The sequence below is a fragment of the Kribbella sp. NBC_00662 genome (genome assembly GCF_041430295.1).
Taxonomy (GTDB): domain Bacteria; phylum Actinomycetota; class Actinomycetes; order Propionibacteriales; family Kribbellaceae; genus Kribbella.
The window spans coordinates 4,367,556-4,381,892 of sequence record NZ_CP109029.1 but is presented as its reverse complement, the minus strand read 5'-3'; the positions used below and the strand labels follow the sequence as shown (position 1 = coordinate 4,381,892).

The window sequence follows — 14,337 nt, the reverse complement described above, 5'->3', positions numbered from 1 at the left end:
GCCCACTCGGCCAACGCCATCACCGCTACCAGACCCGGACACGACAAGGAGAGCCGAATGAGCACCATCCCCAAGAACAACTCGGAAACCGTTGCGCACACGCCCGGGCGGGCGAGCAGCATCGGGGTCTGGATTCTGCACGTCGTGCTGGCGGCGATAATCGCCGGCGGCGGAATCTCGAAGCTCGCCGGCGACCCGGTCATGGTGGACATGTTCGCCGACATCGGGGCTGGCCAGTGGCTCCGGTACCTGGTCGGAGCGCTGGAGGTCGCGGGAGGGGTTGGACTTCTGATCCCGGCTCTGGCGGGCCTGGCCAGTCTCGGGTTGGCGGCATTGCTGACCGGTGCTGTCATCACCGATCAGTTCGTGCTCGAGCAGAGCCCTTGGCTGCCGCTCGCCCTACTCATGGTGGCGGCCGTGATCGCAAGGACGCGGTGGTCGCGCACCGAGGCCGTCGTCGGCACGCTGCTCAGGCGCTGAGACAAACCTCTCGAACGGAGATGTGAGATGAACGAGATGGCCTTTCGCGTGACATCAAACGATGGCACCACCATCGCCTACGACCGGAAGGGAAGCGGTCCGGCCGTCATTCTGGTGGGCGGAGCACTCGACGAGGGGGTGGAGAACGCTCCCTTGGCGCCGGCTCTCGCCGAGCACTTCACGGTCTACAACTATGCCCGTCGGGGACGCGGCGCGAGCGGCTTCACCGAGCCGTACGCCGTGGAGAGGGAGATCGAGGACCTGGATGCGTTGATCGCGGAGGCGGGCGGCTCGGCACACCTGTTCGGGGCGTCCTCTGGTGGCGCGCTGGCGCTGGAAGCGGCCGCGGCCGGGTCAGCCATCGACACGATCGCCGTGTGGGAGGTGCCCTACGCGGTCGGGGACGACATCCGCCAGCGATTCGAGGAGTACGTCGCGGACACCCGACGCGCCTTCGACGCCGGGCGAGACGAGGAGGTTCTCGAACTGTTCATGCGCTTGAGCGGCGCCTCCGACGACAACATCGCGGCCAGGAAAGCGGCAGGCAAGCAGACGGCGCATTGGGCGCATTCGGTCGCCCTCGCGCCCACGCTGGTCCACGACAGCGTCTTCCTCAACCGCTACCAATTGCCGGCCGATCGACTGGCAACGGTCACCCAACCGGTCCTGGTCACCACCGGAGGACCGATCACGGTCCCCTATATGGCAGGCCTGCCCTCGGACTTCTTCGACCGCGCAGCCGACGAGCTTGCAGACCAATTACCCCACGCTCAACGGGAGACCCTCGAGGGGCCGGATCACGTCGTCGACCCACAGACCGTCGGCCCGCTGTTGCTACGGTTCTTCAGCAGCGAACACTGAGGGGCCCGCGAGGTGTTGCGGAAGACCGATTAGGCACCGCGCAAGCAGATCTTCGTCGCGCCAGGGACACGGGGCGGACAGGTGGTGTCGAGGTTGACGTCGTCGGCGGCATCACAGGCCTGATCCTGGGCGTGCTCGTCACCAACGTCTTCGTCACCACGCAAGGCCGGGCCGTCGTACTGACCTGGGCTTCAGTGGGACTCGACCTGGCCTACTCGCTGCAGGCAGCGGACAACCTGACACCCGTCGGGCGCGGAAGCGGTGTCGACGCAAACCAACATCCGCGGCACCGACACGTGCCCGGCGGTGTCAGAACTCGCCAACAAGCGGTGTCGGACGAAACCTCCGCAGCCACCCATCGTCAACACGCCCGCTCCCTCCACCCAGTGGCCATGCTCAGGTCGCCGACGTCCCGTGGGCGCAGCCCGATGCTCTCCATGAACACCGACGCTCGCCTTGGCCTGCGCATCGTCGCCGGCCATCACCACGTCCACCGGGCCGCCGTGGGCCAGCACGTGGCGGAACAGGGTGTTGAACGCCTTCACGACATGGGCGCTCGCGGGCGCGGCCTTCGCATCACATCCATCACGTACTCAGTGGCCGGCCGCTCTCTTCCGGCCGAGCGCCCGGGGACGGCCAGGAGGTCGCGGGCCGGGAGTATCCCATCGGTGATGAAGCTGATACCGAACTCGCGGTACCTCTGTGCCAGCGCCAGATGATGAAGGCTCGTGAGACCAACGTTGACAGCTCCGCCGGTTGCCTCTGCGAGGTGCTGCAGCTGATCCGGAGGGACGCCGAGACCTCGTTGATCCTGGACGCATGAGCCGTCGGGTCCACAGCCGTCCTCGACCTCGCCTTCCGCTCGGCACACGATCGGGGCAGCGGGATTACTGCGCTCCGCGGGCCGAACGGGGCTGGATCCAACGTTCTGCGAGCGTGGCGGGTGGCCTATCGCTCGCCGTCGTCTGGAACCAGGTCAACCTCGACGCCGGTACCGTCGAAACTTCCGTCTCGGGCGCTCGACTGGGGCGTGGCGACCGAGTCGCGGTGGCGGCCGGCCATGGGGACGCGGACGGTCGTGCCAACGGGAGTACGTCGGGAGCTTGGTTGGTCGCCGTCGCCCAGCAGCAGCTCGACCGCTGTCCGGCCCAGTTCGTAGTGAGGCAAGGCGATCGTGGTGAGCTTCGGACGGATCCACGAAGCGACTGGATGATCGTCGAACGACACCACCGAGACGTCGGAAGGGATCGACAGACCGGCGTCCTCAACCGCCTGATAGGCACCGACGGCCAAGCGGTCGTTGAAACAGACCAGAGCCCGCGGCCGATTGGTGTGGAGCAGAGCCGTGGTCGCGCGGAGCCCGTCGTCGGGCAGCCACTCGGCGCAGAGACGGCCACTGGCGATCTCGACTCCCGCCGCGCCGAACACCTCTCGCATCCCCTGCAGTCGCTCGACGGCCGCGACGCCACCGGGAGGGACGTCCGTGATTCCAGGACCGGCTCCGATCAGATGGATCTCTTCCCGGTGACCGGCATCAAGAAGGATCCGGGCGGCGGCTCGTCCCGCTTCCACTTCATCGGGAATCACCGAGACGACAGGTGCCGCCGACTCGGGAAGCGCATTGAGCAGCACGCTCCGAGTCGCATCCAGGAGCGGCGGTACGGCAATCGTCTGGGTGTACATGTACGCAAGGACGACACCGTCCACCTGCCGATCGGTCATCGCCTGCAGGAGATCGTGCGCGAGGCCCGGATCACCCTCCGTCTCGCCGATGAAGAGCAGGAAGCCGTGGTCGCGGGCGGCCTCGAGCGCGCCCTTGATCATGTCGCCGGCCAGGCGCGAGGTCGCGACGGTGTCGGAGATGAACCCGATCGTGCGTGTGGTGCCCGTCCGCAGGTCGCGCGAGACGGCGTTCGGCCGGTACTTCAGCTCCTCGGCAGTCCGGCGGATTCGTTGCTGAACCTCGCTCGAGATCCGCAGTTCGCGACCGCGACCTGACAACACCAGGGATGCGGTCGTCCGGGAGACTCCGGCCGCGTTGGCGACGTCGACCAGGGTGACCCTGCGGGCACTCACGAACGACCTCCAACGGTCCCGGCGGACGGCTCTTGCCAGACCTTGACACGAGCCGCGCACGGTGGTCAAGCTAACCGTGCTAACTCGTTTTAGCAGCATTTTCATCGCAGCTCAGCGCCAGGCGGACCGATGCCTGACCAGAAGCCGGGATCAAGGGAGACGACGCGATGACTGATCAGGTTCACGGCCGGCTCGACCGGGCCAGGCTGGCTCGACTGGCCGCAACCGTCATAGCTGCGACCGTCGTGGCCGCCGGGTGCTCGGCGCCGGGCAGCAACGAGGCACAGGAGCCTGGCGCGGGCGCCTCGACGCCAACCGCGGCCACCTGCGGAACGAGTCCGGTGACTCTTCGCGGCTACTTCGAGACCGGATTCCCCTTGGCGAAGGCCCTCACCACAGAGTTCACCAAGCAGCATGCCAACGTCACCTGGGACATCCGTGAGGATCAGTTCGCGGTGATCACGCAGAACGCTCCGCGCGTCCTTGCCGACGATCCGCCGGACCTGATGCGGCTTCCCCAGGTCTCCGAGCTCGTCAAGGACGACCTGCTGAAGAATCTCGACGGTTACGCGTCCGGCTTCGGCTGGGACAAGTGGCCCGCGTCCCAGCTCGAGCAGTTGCGTCTCGGCCCCGGTGGCCGCCCGCGCGGCGAGGGATCGCTGTACGCGATGGGGCTGAACTTCTCCATGACCGGGGTGTTCTACAACAAGAAGCTGGCCGCTCAGCTCGGCATCACGGCGCCGCCGGCGACACTCGCCGACCTGGACGGCATGCTGGCGAAGGCCAAGCAGGCAGGTATCACACCGATCGTGCAGTTCAACGGCGGCGCCACCGGAGGGCTTGCGTTCCCGTTGCAGGACCTGATGGCGTCGTACGGGCCGCCCGGACCGATCAACGACTGGATCTTCCAGAAACCGGACGCGACCATCGACACACCGGCCAACCTGCAGGCGACGAAGCACCTTGAGACCTGGATCAAGGCCGGGTACTTCGCTTCCGACGCCAACGCGACCGACTACGCGAAGATGATGGGCCGCTTCATCGCCGGTGACGCACTCTTCATGTTCAACGGCGACTGGGAGTCCGGGAACCTCGACAAGCAGATGCCGGGCAACGCCGGCTTCTTCCTGATGCCGCCGGCCCAGGCGGGCGGCAAGGAGGCCGCGATGTCGGCGCCGCTCACCTATGGGATCGCCGCCCGGGCCAAGCACGCGGACTGCGCGGCGTTCTTCCTGAACTGGGTCGCGACCGACGCGCAGGCCCGCAAGATCACCGTCGAGGTCGGAGGATCCCATCCGATGGGCCCGGCGGACGCGTCGATGCCGACGGTGAAGCCGGGCTCCGTGACCGCGGAAACGCTGGGCGCAGGTGCCAAGGTTGCCGCGAACAACAGCGCGATGGACTTCATCGCCAACGCGACCGGCGCGATCTACGCCAAGAGTTGGACGCCGCAGCTGCAAAAGCTGTTCGCCGGCCAGCAATCCCCCGATGCGCTGCTGAAGTCGGTGCAGAGCGACTACACCCGCCAGGTCGGAAGCTGATCCCTGGTGACCCAACGCACGCTCACGGCTCGACCTGGTCGAGTCCAGGGCCGCGACCGCGCCTCCGCCGCCCAGCGGCGGAGGCGCGGTGGTCGGCTGCGTACCTCGGTGCTGATCGGATGGCTGTTCGTCGCCCCGGCTCTGCTCGTCTACGCGTTCTTCGTCCTGCGACCGCTCGTCATGACCATCCAGTACTCGCTGTACAAGTGGAACGGCATCGGCCGCTCGACCTGGGTCGGGCTGGACAACTACGCCCAGGTGTTCACGGACCCGGACCTGTTTCGCTCGATCCTCAATGCCTTCGAGCTGATCGTCTTCTTCAGCGCTGTTCCGGTGCTCCTGGGACTGGTCATCGCGGCGACGATCCGGCGAATCGCCGCCAGCCGGCTGGCGATGGTCGGCCGGACGGTCCTGTTCCTGCCCCAGGTGATCCCACTGGTTGCCGCAGGCATCGCATGGAGCTGGTTGCTGTCGTCAACCGGTGTGGTCAACCAGGTCCTTCGGGCCATCGGCCTGGGCGGCATCACGCGGGCCTGGCTGGGAGACTTCTCGACGGCGCTCCCCTCGGTCGGCGTGATCGGCGCCTGGGTTCTGCTGGGCCTGTGCACGCTGCTACTACTCGCGGGGATGAGCAAGATCGACTCCTCGCTGTACGAGGCCGCTCGGCTGGACGGCGCCGGGCCGGTGCGGGAGTTCTTCGCCATCACGGTTCCCAGCTTGCGCCAGGAGCTAGGAGTCTGCGACACGGTGACGGTCATCGCCGCGCTCGCGAGCTTCGACGTCATCTACATCTCGACCCAGGGCGGACCTGGTAACGCCACGATGGTGCCGGGACTCGAGATCTACTACCTCGCGTTCTCGGAACGCGAGGTCGGCCTCGCCTCCGCGTTGGCCGTCGTACTGATGATCCTGGTCCTGATCTGCGTCACGCCGATCCAGTGGCTCACGAAGGAGGACACCAAGTGATCACCGGGCGCCGGGAGGCCTGGATCGGGCGGGCGTTGCTGATCGTGCTGATGGCGGGCACGGTTCTGCCGTTCCTCAGCCTCTTCGTCACCGCGCTGCACCCCGCCGGCACCTATCCGGCCGGGCTGGACTGGCCGTCGCACCCGCAATGGGGCAACTTCGTCTCTGCGTTCCAGTCCGCCCGGATGGGCAAGCTCCTGCAGTCCAGCGCGCTGATCGTGCTCGGCGTCGTACCTGTGTCGATCCTCCTGGCGACGATGGCCGGTTTCGCGATCGGCCACCTGCGGATGGCCGGCCACCGCCTGCTGTTGCTCGTCTTCGTCTTCGGACTGACCCTGCCGTTCGAGGGCATCGTCACCCCGCTGTACCTCCAGGTGCGAGACCTCGGGCTGCTGAACACCCGGTGGGCGATCATCCTCCCGCTGATCGGCCTGTTCATGCCGTTCTCGGTGTTCTGGATGCGGGCCCACTTCGTCAACATGCCCGAGGAGCTGTCGGAAAGCGCGCGCGTCGACGGCGCCGGAACCTGGCAGCTGTTCTGGCGGATCCACGTACCGCTGGCCCGACCCGCCATCGCGTCTCTGGCGATCCTGTTGTTCCTATGGACCTGGAACCAGTTCCTGCTGGCGATCGTGCTCGTCGACGACCCGGCCAAACGCACGATGGCAGGGGCGTTGGGCGCGTTCCAGGGTCAGTGGGGCACCGACATCCCGCTCCTGTGCGCCGGTTCGCTGCTGATCCTGGCTCCCACACTGCTCGTGTTCGTGATCTTCCAGCGCCAGTTCGTCTCCGCGCTCCTGCAGGGCTCCCTGAAGGGCTGACCGGCGGCTGAGTTAGTTTCATCGAATGGTTGCGGGACCGGCGCGCCCGCCCACCGCAAGTCGATCACTGGAGGTGCCCCGTGAGCCCTCGCCGCGTGACGATGGCAGATGTCGCCAGGGCCGCCGGCGTCTCCCGGACGACGGCCTCGCTGGTGATGTCGGGACGCGCCCGCGAGCTTCGCATCTCCGAGGATGTCGAACAGCGGGTGATGCAGGCGGCCGCCACCCTGCACTATCGGACGAACATGGTCTCGGTCAGCCTGCGGACGGGCAGCACCCGGACCATCGCCTTCATCTCCGATACCGTCGCCACCACGCAACTCGCCGGTGACTTGATCAAGGGAGCTCTCGAGGCTGCACGCGAACGCGGAGTCATGCTGTTCATCGGCGAGACCGAAGGCGATGCGGAACTCGAACAGCTCCTGCTCGAGGCGATGCATGATCGCCAGGTCGACGGACTGATCCTCACGTCGATGTTCACCAGAGCGATCACTCTGCCGGGCAACCTCGCCGGCACACCCGCGGTCCTGCTCAACGCACTGTCGCGGGAGCCGACCCACCTGCCCTCCATCGTTCCGGACGAGGACAAGGCCGGCCGTACCGCGGCACGCGTCCTGCTCGACGCCGGCTACCGCGACGGAATCTATCTGATCGGTGGCGGCCCGGACCTGCATGACGGCCCACCAGACAGTGTTGCCGCAGTGGAACGGCTGGTCGGCATCCGTGCAGAGCTCGGTACCGCGGGCCTCAGCCTGGCGGGCGCCCGCGCGTGCCCTGACTGGCAGCCGGAGTACGGCTTCGCGGCGACCCGCGATCTCCTCCGTACAGACCGGCCGCGCGCTCTGATCTGTTGCAACGACCGGCTCGCGCTGGGGGCGTACCAGGCGCTCGAAGACGCGGGGCTGACGGTGCCGGGCGACGTCTCGGTCGTGTCGTTCGACGACCACCCACTCGCCACGTGGATGCGGCCCAAGCTGACGACCGTCGCCCTGCCGCACTACGAGCTCGGCCGCAAGGCCGTCGACGTCCTGTTCGACGAGATCGCCGGGAACGGCCCCGGTCGCCGGCCGGGAGCGGTCCATCGCGTCCCGATGCCGCTCCGCCGCCGCGACTCCGTGGCGCCTGGCTAGCACGAGTTAGCATGAACCTGTGAACCAGGCCCCGACAGGAATCCAGAGCATCACACCGATCACGAGGGTCTGTACCTACGGTCAGAAGGTGTCCGCGGTCGCCGTCGAGTACGGCGACGACGTCGACCCCGACAGCGTGGACACCACCACCTTCTCGGTCCAGGACACGGCGTACAACTTCCGGTTCCACCCGATCGAGGATCTCAGCAAGCTGACCGACCGGCAGGTGATCCGCACCTACACCAACGACGCTGCCACGACCAGGGCGGATCAGCGGTCCGTGCCCGGCAGGTACGTCATCGTCGAGCTCGATCCGGACGACGACGCGGGATGGACGGTGATCCTGTCCAAGTACGCGGACTCCAGGTGGACGGTGAAGGTGAACCCGGACCTGCGTACCACGGTCACCCAGCACGGCGACGTCGACGGTCTTCGCGGTTCGCTGCTCGCCGGCGCCACCCGAGAGCAGGCCCGCACGATGACGCGGCCGGCCACGAACCAGGTGGTCGACGACTTCCGGTATGGCTCCCACCTCTCCGACGGCATGGTGCTGCCGTACCACTACCATCTGCCGACGGCGTACGACGCCGAGCGAACCTATCCGCTCGTGGTCGTCCTGCCAGGGCACGGCATGGGTTGGGACGGCGACAATCTTCGCGTGCAGTTGGCTGCCGACGTACCTGCCACCGCTTGGGTGCAGAACGGTGAGGACGTCATCGTCCTCGCGCCACAGCACCAACGTGTCGGCGGCGTGGCCGAGGCGGAGCTACTGATCGATCTCCTCGAACACTTCACGCACGACTTCGCGGTCGATCGACGACGCGTCTACGCGACCACGGTGTCCTATGGTTCGCAGCTGCTCTGGCAGGCCTTTGCCGAGCGACCGGACCTCTTTGCCGCTGGGCTGGTGACCGGCGGCTACGCGGCCGATGCCGGCCAGGCGGCAGCCATCGCCGCGGCGGAGATTCCGGTCTGGATCACCCACGGAGTCCACGACCACGTGCTGGACGTCAACCTGGCCCGCATGAGCCGATCCCACCTGCAGGACGCGTACGCCGAGCGTGGCAAGCCACCGAAGCAGGTGGAAGATCTCCTGAAGTACGTCGAGTACGAAGACCCGGCCTTCTCCATCCCGGACTACCATGCCGCCTTCGGCCCGACCTACGAGGACTCGTCGATCCTCCAATGGGTCTTGAACAAATCGAAGCCACGGCCATAAGGCCACACCGCCCGCCAAATCGCCGACCAACTAGGCCAAGCCAAAGTCTCGATCACCCAAGACATCTACCGGGGCCGCCAAGCCGCCAACCCAGCAGCAGCCCAAGCACTAGAACACGCCTATGGACTGAAGCGAACCGACCGCAGCTCAAATACCGGTCACTGCTCGCCTGCCGCCTCTGCACCGGCGAGAGGCAGATGTCCGTGGAATCTCGGTCGTTCGGCTCAGTCGGAGGCACGGGGCGATGTCGAGCAGGCCGTAGCACCGTAGACGGTGTCGCGCACCTGGCGAATGCCACCCAGCGCGACAGTGCACGACAAATCGAGCCCTCTGAAAGGTCAAGCACCGCGGAACGCGCGAGGTCATCGTGGGCGGTTTCCTGCGGTACGTCGGTTCGGGCAACCCGCCGACCGTGTGAGCTATGCGATCCATGATCGCGCTCGTCCTGCCGTCCAACCACGATTCGCTCAACGAGCGTGGGACCTCCGCGGCCACCACTCTCACAAGGAGTTGCTATAGGCAACGAGCGCGCAGAGGCGCCGGCCTCGGGGGCGAGACCGGCGCGAACTGTGTGGGGCTACATGCCGCGTTTGTAGTAGTCGCCGTAGTAGTTGCCCAGGCGGTCGCGGTAGTCGCGGTCGTCGTAGTCGGACGCATCGGGGTCGTACTCCGGGGCGTCCTTGATCTGGTCCTTCGTGCGGTCGACGTACACCTTCTCGTCGTCGTGGTCGATCCGCTGGACGACGCCGGCGGGCAGCAGGACCTTGCGGCCGAGGATCCACGGACCGGTGTCGACCACGATCGACGCGGCGCCGACGTCGTTCGTCGCCTTGTCGATCTTGCCGATGTCGCCATCGGTGGCCGCGATCTTGTACCCGACGATGTTCGTGCCCTGGGTGTAGCCGACATCCTCGCGGTAACTCCACGGCTCGAATGTGCTCATGATGGTCTTCCTTCCGCACACAGGGACGGTTCCAGCCTTGCGGTACCCCACGACGCCCCTTGAATGCGCGGACACCTGGCGCCATGATCGGCAAGCGCCGTCCCGCCGGTACAACGCCGATTGAACACGTCCGGATGGAAGGTTTCCTGAACAGGAAACCTTCGCTGGTGGCGAGATCGGCTTCGCCGCCTAAGGTTGGAATCCGTCGCGTCGGCGCGTCGCGACCTGGCGGGCAGCTGGTCAGATAGGCCCGCTGATGGTTGTTCGGTGGCCCCCAACCTGCAGCTTTCCGATAGTCGGGCGGGCAGGGATTGAGATTCCGATGAGCTGGGCACGTCAAGCACAGTGAGGGCCAGTCATTGCGACTGCTGACTGCGGTGAGGCTTCAGCCCCGAGTCACTACAGCCCCCACGTGCGCTCGGGCGGGCCCGGGCCGGTGAGCTGAGGGGCATCGCCGGCGGGCCAGGCCCAGCGCCCTGATGTGTGAAGGCGTGAGCGTGCAACGTCGGCCGTCGGAGATGGACGGTTGGTGCCTTGTGTACTGGTCGGCCAAGGGCGATTGTGGAGGGAGCAGACGATGCCAGAGGCAACAGCGAGCCGTAATAGCGGCCAGGGTTGGACCGACGAGCAGGTTCGGCAGTTGCGTGAGCTTGCCGAGGGCAACACGCCAGTGGGTGTGATGAGTATGAAGCTCGGGCTCCTCGCGCTGGTCAGGGGGTGCATCGAGAGTGCGGGTTGGCGGTCGCCGGCCGCTGACCTGGCAGACGGGGTCACAGCAACATTGATGCATCTACTGCAACAGCCTGAAGATGGTCTGATGAATCGCGACGCGAAGCAGAACCACGATGCTGCGATGCCCGGCCTGACCGTTCAACGCCAAGCCCCCACCGTGGCGCTACAGGCCGCGCTGCCCGGAACCCTCGAGATGGACACTTCAACAAACTGCCTGATCGTCCGTAGCAACATGAGCACTCCCGCCGACCCCGGCAGGCTGGTCGACGTCGATGTGGCCTGGCCTCCCGGTTGGAGTGTCGCACTCCGTGACGGCAAACCGGCCCTGATCGATGCAACAGGACAGCTGGCCTGCCGGCTCGGCGACGAGATAACCGTCGGCGGAGGCTTCGTAGACACGGCCCGGATCGACATCGTCTCGTGCACAGGCCAGGAACGGATATTCCAGGCATCCGAGCTCACACGCGATTGAGCGTTCCCTTGTCGACGAGAATGCCCCCGTCCGCCTCATGACCAACACCGCTGATGAACCCAGAGCCAGTGATCGCACATCGGTAGGTGCGACCGGCATCCGAGGCGTACCTCAGGCCCAAGATCAACTTCCTAGTGATTTCTCGGTCACCATGGATGCATGGCGGCCAGAGACTTGGTTTTCCAGCCGGGTGACAGAGTCCGTACCTCCGGCCGTTTCGTCTCCGGCCCGGACGGCGACTGGCTCGACCTGCAACGCGTCCACGATCTGATCATCAAACCGCCCGGCTGGAAGTCGGATCTGTCGATCCGCCTGATCGGTGCCGACGCAGCGGCCGTCCCGTCCGAATTCGGCCCGAATCGGGCCCCGGGCCACATCACAGTGGTCGGGAGGTGGCATGCCCCCGCCCCCGGTGAGCAGGTACGGCTCGGCGACGAGAGCATCGAGGTCGAGACACAGACTCCGGAAGGCCCTCCTCCACGGCCGCGTGCGGACAGGACCCATCCACCATGCACGCCACCTCCCGGCGGCTGGCCACAGAATGTGGTCTGGCACGAGGGCTGGCCACATAGCACGGTCTCGGATCTGGACCTGGACATCCGCGACCTGGAATCGTCCGGAGCGATAGTCCATCGGGCGATCTTCCGTCCCACGGAAGACCAGGAAGTCCTCGTCGTAGCCGCCACCGACGCCGAAGCGGTCACCCGCAGGCTGTCCCCGAGCCTCCCGAATCAGCTCTGCGTAGTCCGAAGCCGCTTCACCTGCGCCCAACTGGACGAGGTCCGCGACGTCCTCCTTGCCCATTTCCAGGAGTGGCGCTTGGAGTCCTTCGGCACCGGCAACTCCGACGCCCAAGGTCAACCCTTCGCCACAGCCGAACCCGTCCGAGTCACCCCCGAACTGGCTGCCTGGGCCGACACCCTCCCCGAAGGCCTACTCCTCCTCGACCCGACAATCACCCCCGCCTGAAACCCAGCAGCCCAACCGACAGGCAGGAGGGTAGGAGCACCCGGCTGGGCTCGGGTGGCGCAAGACATTCACCCGCGCCCGGGCCACCCCCGCACGCCGCGGAGTAGCCCATCCCGGGCTCAGTGCCCAGATCGACGTAAACGTTCGCGGCTCCCATTAAGTTGTATACCTTGGTGGTGCGCTGACGTCACGGTCGTCCCGGACCTGCCGACGTGCTGGGTAGGCGGATCTCGAAGGTTGACGGGCCGACGAGGGTGATGGCGCCCTGGTGGCGGCGGGCGATCTCGGTTGCGATGGGCAGGCCGAGGCCGGCTCCGCCGGATGCGCGGGAGCGGGCCGGGTCGAGGCGAACGAAGCGGTCGAAGACCCTGGCTTGATCGGCCGGTGGAATGCCCGGTCCATCATCGGCCACCGTGAGTACGACGGAGTCGCCCGACTCGTCGAGGCTCAGGCTGATCTCGGACCGGGCGTGGCGGGCGGCGTTGCCGGTGATGTTGCCGATCATCCGGGCCAGCGCCGACTCGTCGCCGAAGACCTGGCCGGCCGAGACGCCAACCGTGACAACGTTCAGATTCGTTGCTGAGCGCAACCTCTTGGCCTCGGCCAGCAGCAGGTCGTCGAGATCGACCGGTGTGTGCGGGGGCTCGATCCGTTGTTCGTCGGAGCTGGCCAGCAGCAGGAGGTCCTCGACAAGCTGCTGCATGCGCACATCCTCGGCGAGAACAGTTGCCGCCAGTTCACCGGTCGTCGTTCGCTCGGGGTGCGCAACCGCGACCTCGGCGTGCTGCCGGATCGCGGCGATCGGCGACCGCAGCTCGTGCGCCGCGTCGGACACGAAGCGTTGCTGAACCTCCTGCGAGCGCTGGAGCCGGTCGAGCATCCGGTTCATGGTGCCGGCGAGCCGGCCGATCTCGTCCCGCCGAGTGGCCGGGACGCGACGGTGCAGCTCCGTCGCGGTGATCTCGTCCACCTCGCGCCGGATGGCTGTCACGGGCGCGAGCATGCGACCGGTCACGACCCAGGTCGCGGCCCCGACGATCACCATCATCAGCGGTACGCCGACCACCAGCACGCGACGAACGAACCGGGTCGAGTCGAGCACGTCCACCAGCGGCCGGCCGACCACTACCTGGTCACCGCTCGACGCCTTCGCCGCCGCGAACACGAAGTCCTCGCCGTGCCCGGGCGGCTCGACGGAGACACACTGCGAACCCGGCGACGCCAGCAGTGCGCCGCCACCCACGAGGCGGCCGGACCGATCAGTCACCTGGACGAGCTCGCCGGTGGATGACGGCAACTTCGTCACGTCCGCCTCGGTGACGGCCAGTTGGCCCGCGCGGTCGCGGGCGTCCTGGCAGACCTGGTGTGTGAGCACAGAACCGAGGAGCACAACGAGAATCAGCGCACCACCGACGAGGGCCAGACCGACCACAAGAACCGCGGCCACCGTCACCCGCGCGCGCACGGCAGCTCCTCCAGACGATAGCCCGATCCTCGCAGGGTGGTGATGCGACCATCACCGAGCTTCTTGCGCAGGCGGCGGATGTAGACCTCGACGATGTTCGGGTCGCCGTCGAAGTCGTCGTCCCACAGCTGGTCGAGGATCGTGCGCTTCGACACCACCTGCCCGCGTCGGCGGATCAGGAACTCCAGCAACGACAGCTCGCGCGCGGTCAGCGCCAGCACCTCGGCACCGAGCCACGCCTTCCTCGCCGCGGGATCCAGCCGCAGCTCCCCCGCCTCGAGGACACACGGTCGCTCAGCGGCACCGCGCCGTACCAGGGCCCGCAGCCGGGCGATGAGGACGGCGTACGAGAACGGTTTGGTGAGGTAGTCGTCGGCCCCGTTGTCGAGGGCACGGACCTGGTCGGTGTCCGCGTTCCTTGCCGTGAGCATCAAGATCGGTGTCCAGACCTGCTCGGCGCGGAGTGTCCGGCAGATCGTCAGTCCGTCGACCTCGGGCAGCATCAGGTCCAGCAGTACGACGCCGTACGCGTGCTCGCGGGCGAGCCACAGCCCGTCGGTCCCGGTCCGCGCGATATCGACCGCGTACCCCTCGGCCTCCAGGCCGCTGCGCAACCCGGCCGCCAGCCGCGGTTCGTCCTCGACTACGAGTGCCCGCATCAC

The 14,337-nt window shown here is 67.0% G+C and carries 13 protein-coding genes; 9 read left to right on the top strand and 4 right to left on the bottom strand.

Annotation, left to right across the window (positions count from 1 at the left end; translation table 11 throughout):
• Positions 1-57: 57 nt before the first annotated feature.
• Positions 58-480 carry a DoxX family protein gene (locus OHA10_RS22050; protein WP_371400651.1) on the top strand — a complete coding sequence of 141 codons (423 nt, stop codon included), beginning with the start codon at positions 58-60 and terminating at the stop codon, positions 478-480.
• A gap of 27 nt (positions 481-507) precedes the next feature.
• Positions 508-1,341, top strand: a complete 834-nt coding sequence (locus OHA10_RS22045) for an alpha/beta fold hydrolase (protein WP_132208546.1) — start codon at positions 508-510, stop codon at positions 1,339-1,341.
• A gap of 948 nt (positions 1,342-2,289) precedes the next feature.
• Here the strand turns inward: OHA10_RS22045 and OHA10_RS22040 are convergent.
• Positions 2,290-3,417 carry a LacI family DNA-binding transcriptional regulator gene (locus OHA10_RS22040; protein ID WP_371400650.1) on the bottom strand — a complete coding sequence of 376 codons (1,128 nt, stop codon included), beginning with the start codon at positions 3,415-3,417 and terminating at the stop codon, positions 2,290-2,292.
• 167 nt (positions 3,418-3,584) lie between these two features.
• On the opposite strand from OHA10_RS22040, the gene OHA10_RS22035 reads away from it, so the two are divergent.
• The 5 genes from OHA10_RS22035 (at position 3,585) to OHA10_RS22015 (ending at position 9,094) form a co-directional block, all read left to right on the top strand.
• The gene (locus OHA10_RS22035) at positions 3,585-4,958 is read left to right on the top strand and encodes an ABC transporter substrate-binding protein (protein ID WP_371400649.1); all 1,374 of its coding nucleotides are present in this window, start codon (positions 3,585-3,587) and stop codon (positions 4,956-4,958) included.
• 6 nt (positions 4,959-4,964) lie between these two features.
• Complete coding sequence (locus OHA10_RS22030) at positions 4,965-5,924, top strand: carbohydrate ABC transporter permease (RefSeq protein ID WP_371400648.1); 960 nt, start codon at positions 4,965-4,967, stop codon at positions 5,922-5,924.
• Positions 5,921-6,745, top strand: coding sequence for a carbohydrate ABC transporter permease (locus tag OHA10_RS22025; protein ID WP_371400647.1), 825 nt, complete (start codon positions 5,921-5,923; stop codon positions 6,743-6,745). Before OHA10_RS22030 ends, OHA10_RS22025 begins: the two co-directional genes overlap by 4 nt.
• An 80-nt stretch (positions 6,746-6,825) precedes the next feature.
• The gene (locus OHA10_RS22020; RefSeq protein ID WP_371400646.1) at positions 6,826-7,875 is read left to right on the top strand and encodes a LacI family DNA-binding transcriptional regulator; all 1,050 of its coding nucleotides are present in this window, start codon (positions 6,826-6,828) and stop codon (positions 7,873-7,875) included.
• Positions 7,876-7,894: 19 nt separating this feature from the next.
• Positions 7,895-9,094, top strand: a complete 1,200-nt coding sequence (locus OHA10_RS22015) for a hypothetical protein (RefSeq protein ID WP_371400645.1) — start codon at positions 7,895-7,897, stop codon at positions 9,092-9,094.
• A gap of 577 nt (positions 9,095-9,671) precedes the next feature.
• Here the strand turns inward: OHA10_RS22015 and OHA10_RS22010 are convergent.
• Positions 9,672-10,037: a PRC-barrel domain-containing protein gene (locus tag OHA10_RS22010; protein WP_371400644.1), complete on the bottom strand. Its 366-nt coding sequence runs from the start codon at positions 10,035-10,037 to the stop codon at positions 9,672-9,674.
• A 577-nt stretch (positions 10,038-10,614) separates the two neighbouring features.
• On the opposite strand from OHA10_RS22010, the gene OHA10_RS22005 reads away from it, so the two are divergent.
• Both OHA10_RS22005 and OHA10_RS22000 read left to right on the top strand, forming a co-directional pair.
• Entirely contained in the window at positions 10,615-11,241 is a 627-nt protein-coding gene (locus OHA10_RS22005) for a hypothetical protein (RefSeq protein WP_371400643.1), read from the top strand.
• Positions 11,242-11,400: 159 nt separating this feature from the next.
• Complete coding sequence (locus OHA10_RS22000) at positions 11,401-12,210, top strand: hypothetical protein (RefSeq protein ID WP_371400642.1); 810 nt, start codon at positions 11,401-11,403, stop codon at positions 12,208-12,210.
• A gap of 187 nt (positions 12,211-12,397) precedes the next feature.
• On the opposite strand, the gene OHA10_RS21995 is transcribed toward OHA10_RS22000, so the two are convergent.
• Both OHA10_RS21995 and OHA10_RS21990 read right to left on the bottom strand, forming a co-directional pair.
• The gene (locus OHA10_RS21995) at positions 12,398-13,675 is read right to left on the bottom strand and encodes a sensor histidine kinase (RefSeq protein WP_371400641.1); all 1,278 of its coding nucleotides are present in this window, start codon (positions 13,673-13,675) and stop codon (positions 12,398-12,400) included.
• Positions 13,660-14,334 carry a response regulator transcription factor gene (locus OHA10_RS21990; protein ID WP_371400640.1) on the bottom strand — a complete coding sequence of 225 codons (675 nt, stop codon included), beginning with the start codon at positions 14,332-14,334 and terminating at the stop codon, positions 13,660-13,662. The genes OHA10_RS21995 and OHA10_RS21990 overlap by 16 nt, the downstream gene beginning before the upstream one ends.
• Between the last annotated feature and the right edge of the window lie 3 nt (positions 14,335-14,337).

What these genes read in the sequence shown, in the direction of transcription:
- OHA10_RS22000 (WP_371400642.1), top strand. Translation starts at nt 11,401, where the DNA reads ATGGCGGCCAGAGACTTGGTTTTCCAGCCGGGTGACAGAGTCCGTACC.
- OHA10_RS22010 (WP_371400644.1), bottom strand. Translation starts at nt 10,037, where the DNA reads ATGAGCACATTCGAGCCGTGGAGTTACCGCGAGGATGTCGGCTACACC.
- OHA10_RS22050 (WP_371400651.1), top strand. Translation starts at nt 58, where the DNA reads ATGAGCACCATCCCCAAGAACAACTCGGAAACCGTTGCGCACACGCCC.
- OHA10_RS22005 (WP_371400643.1), top strand. Translation starts at nt 10,615, where the DNA reads ATGCCAGAGGCAACAGCGAGCCGTAATAGCGGCCAGGGTTGGACCGAC.
- OHA10_RS21990 (WP_371400640.1), bottom strand. Translation starts at nt 14,334, where the DNA reads ATGCGGGCACTCGTAGTCGAGGACGAACCGCGGCTGGCGGCCGGGTTG.
- OHA10_RS22045 (WP_132208546.1), top strand. Translation starts at nt 508, where the DNA reads ATGAACGAGATGGCCTTTCGCGTGACATCAAACGATGGCACCACCATC.
- OHA10_RS22035 (WP_371400649.1), top strand. Translation starts at nt 3,585, where the DNA reads ATGACTGATCAGGTTCACGGCCGGCTCGACCGGGCCAGGCTGGCTCGA.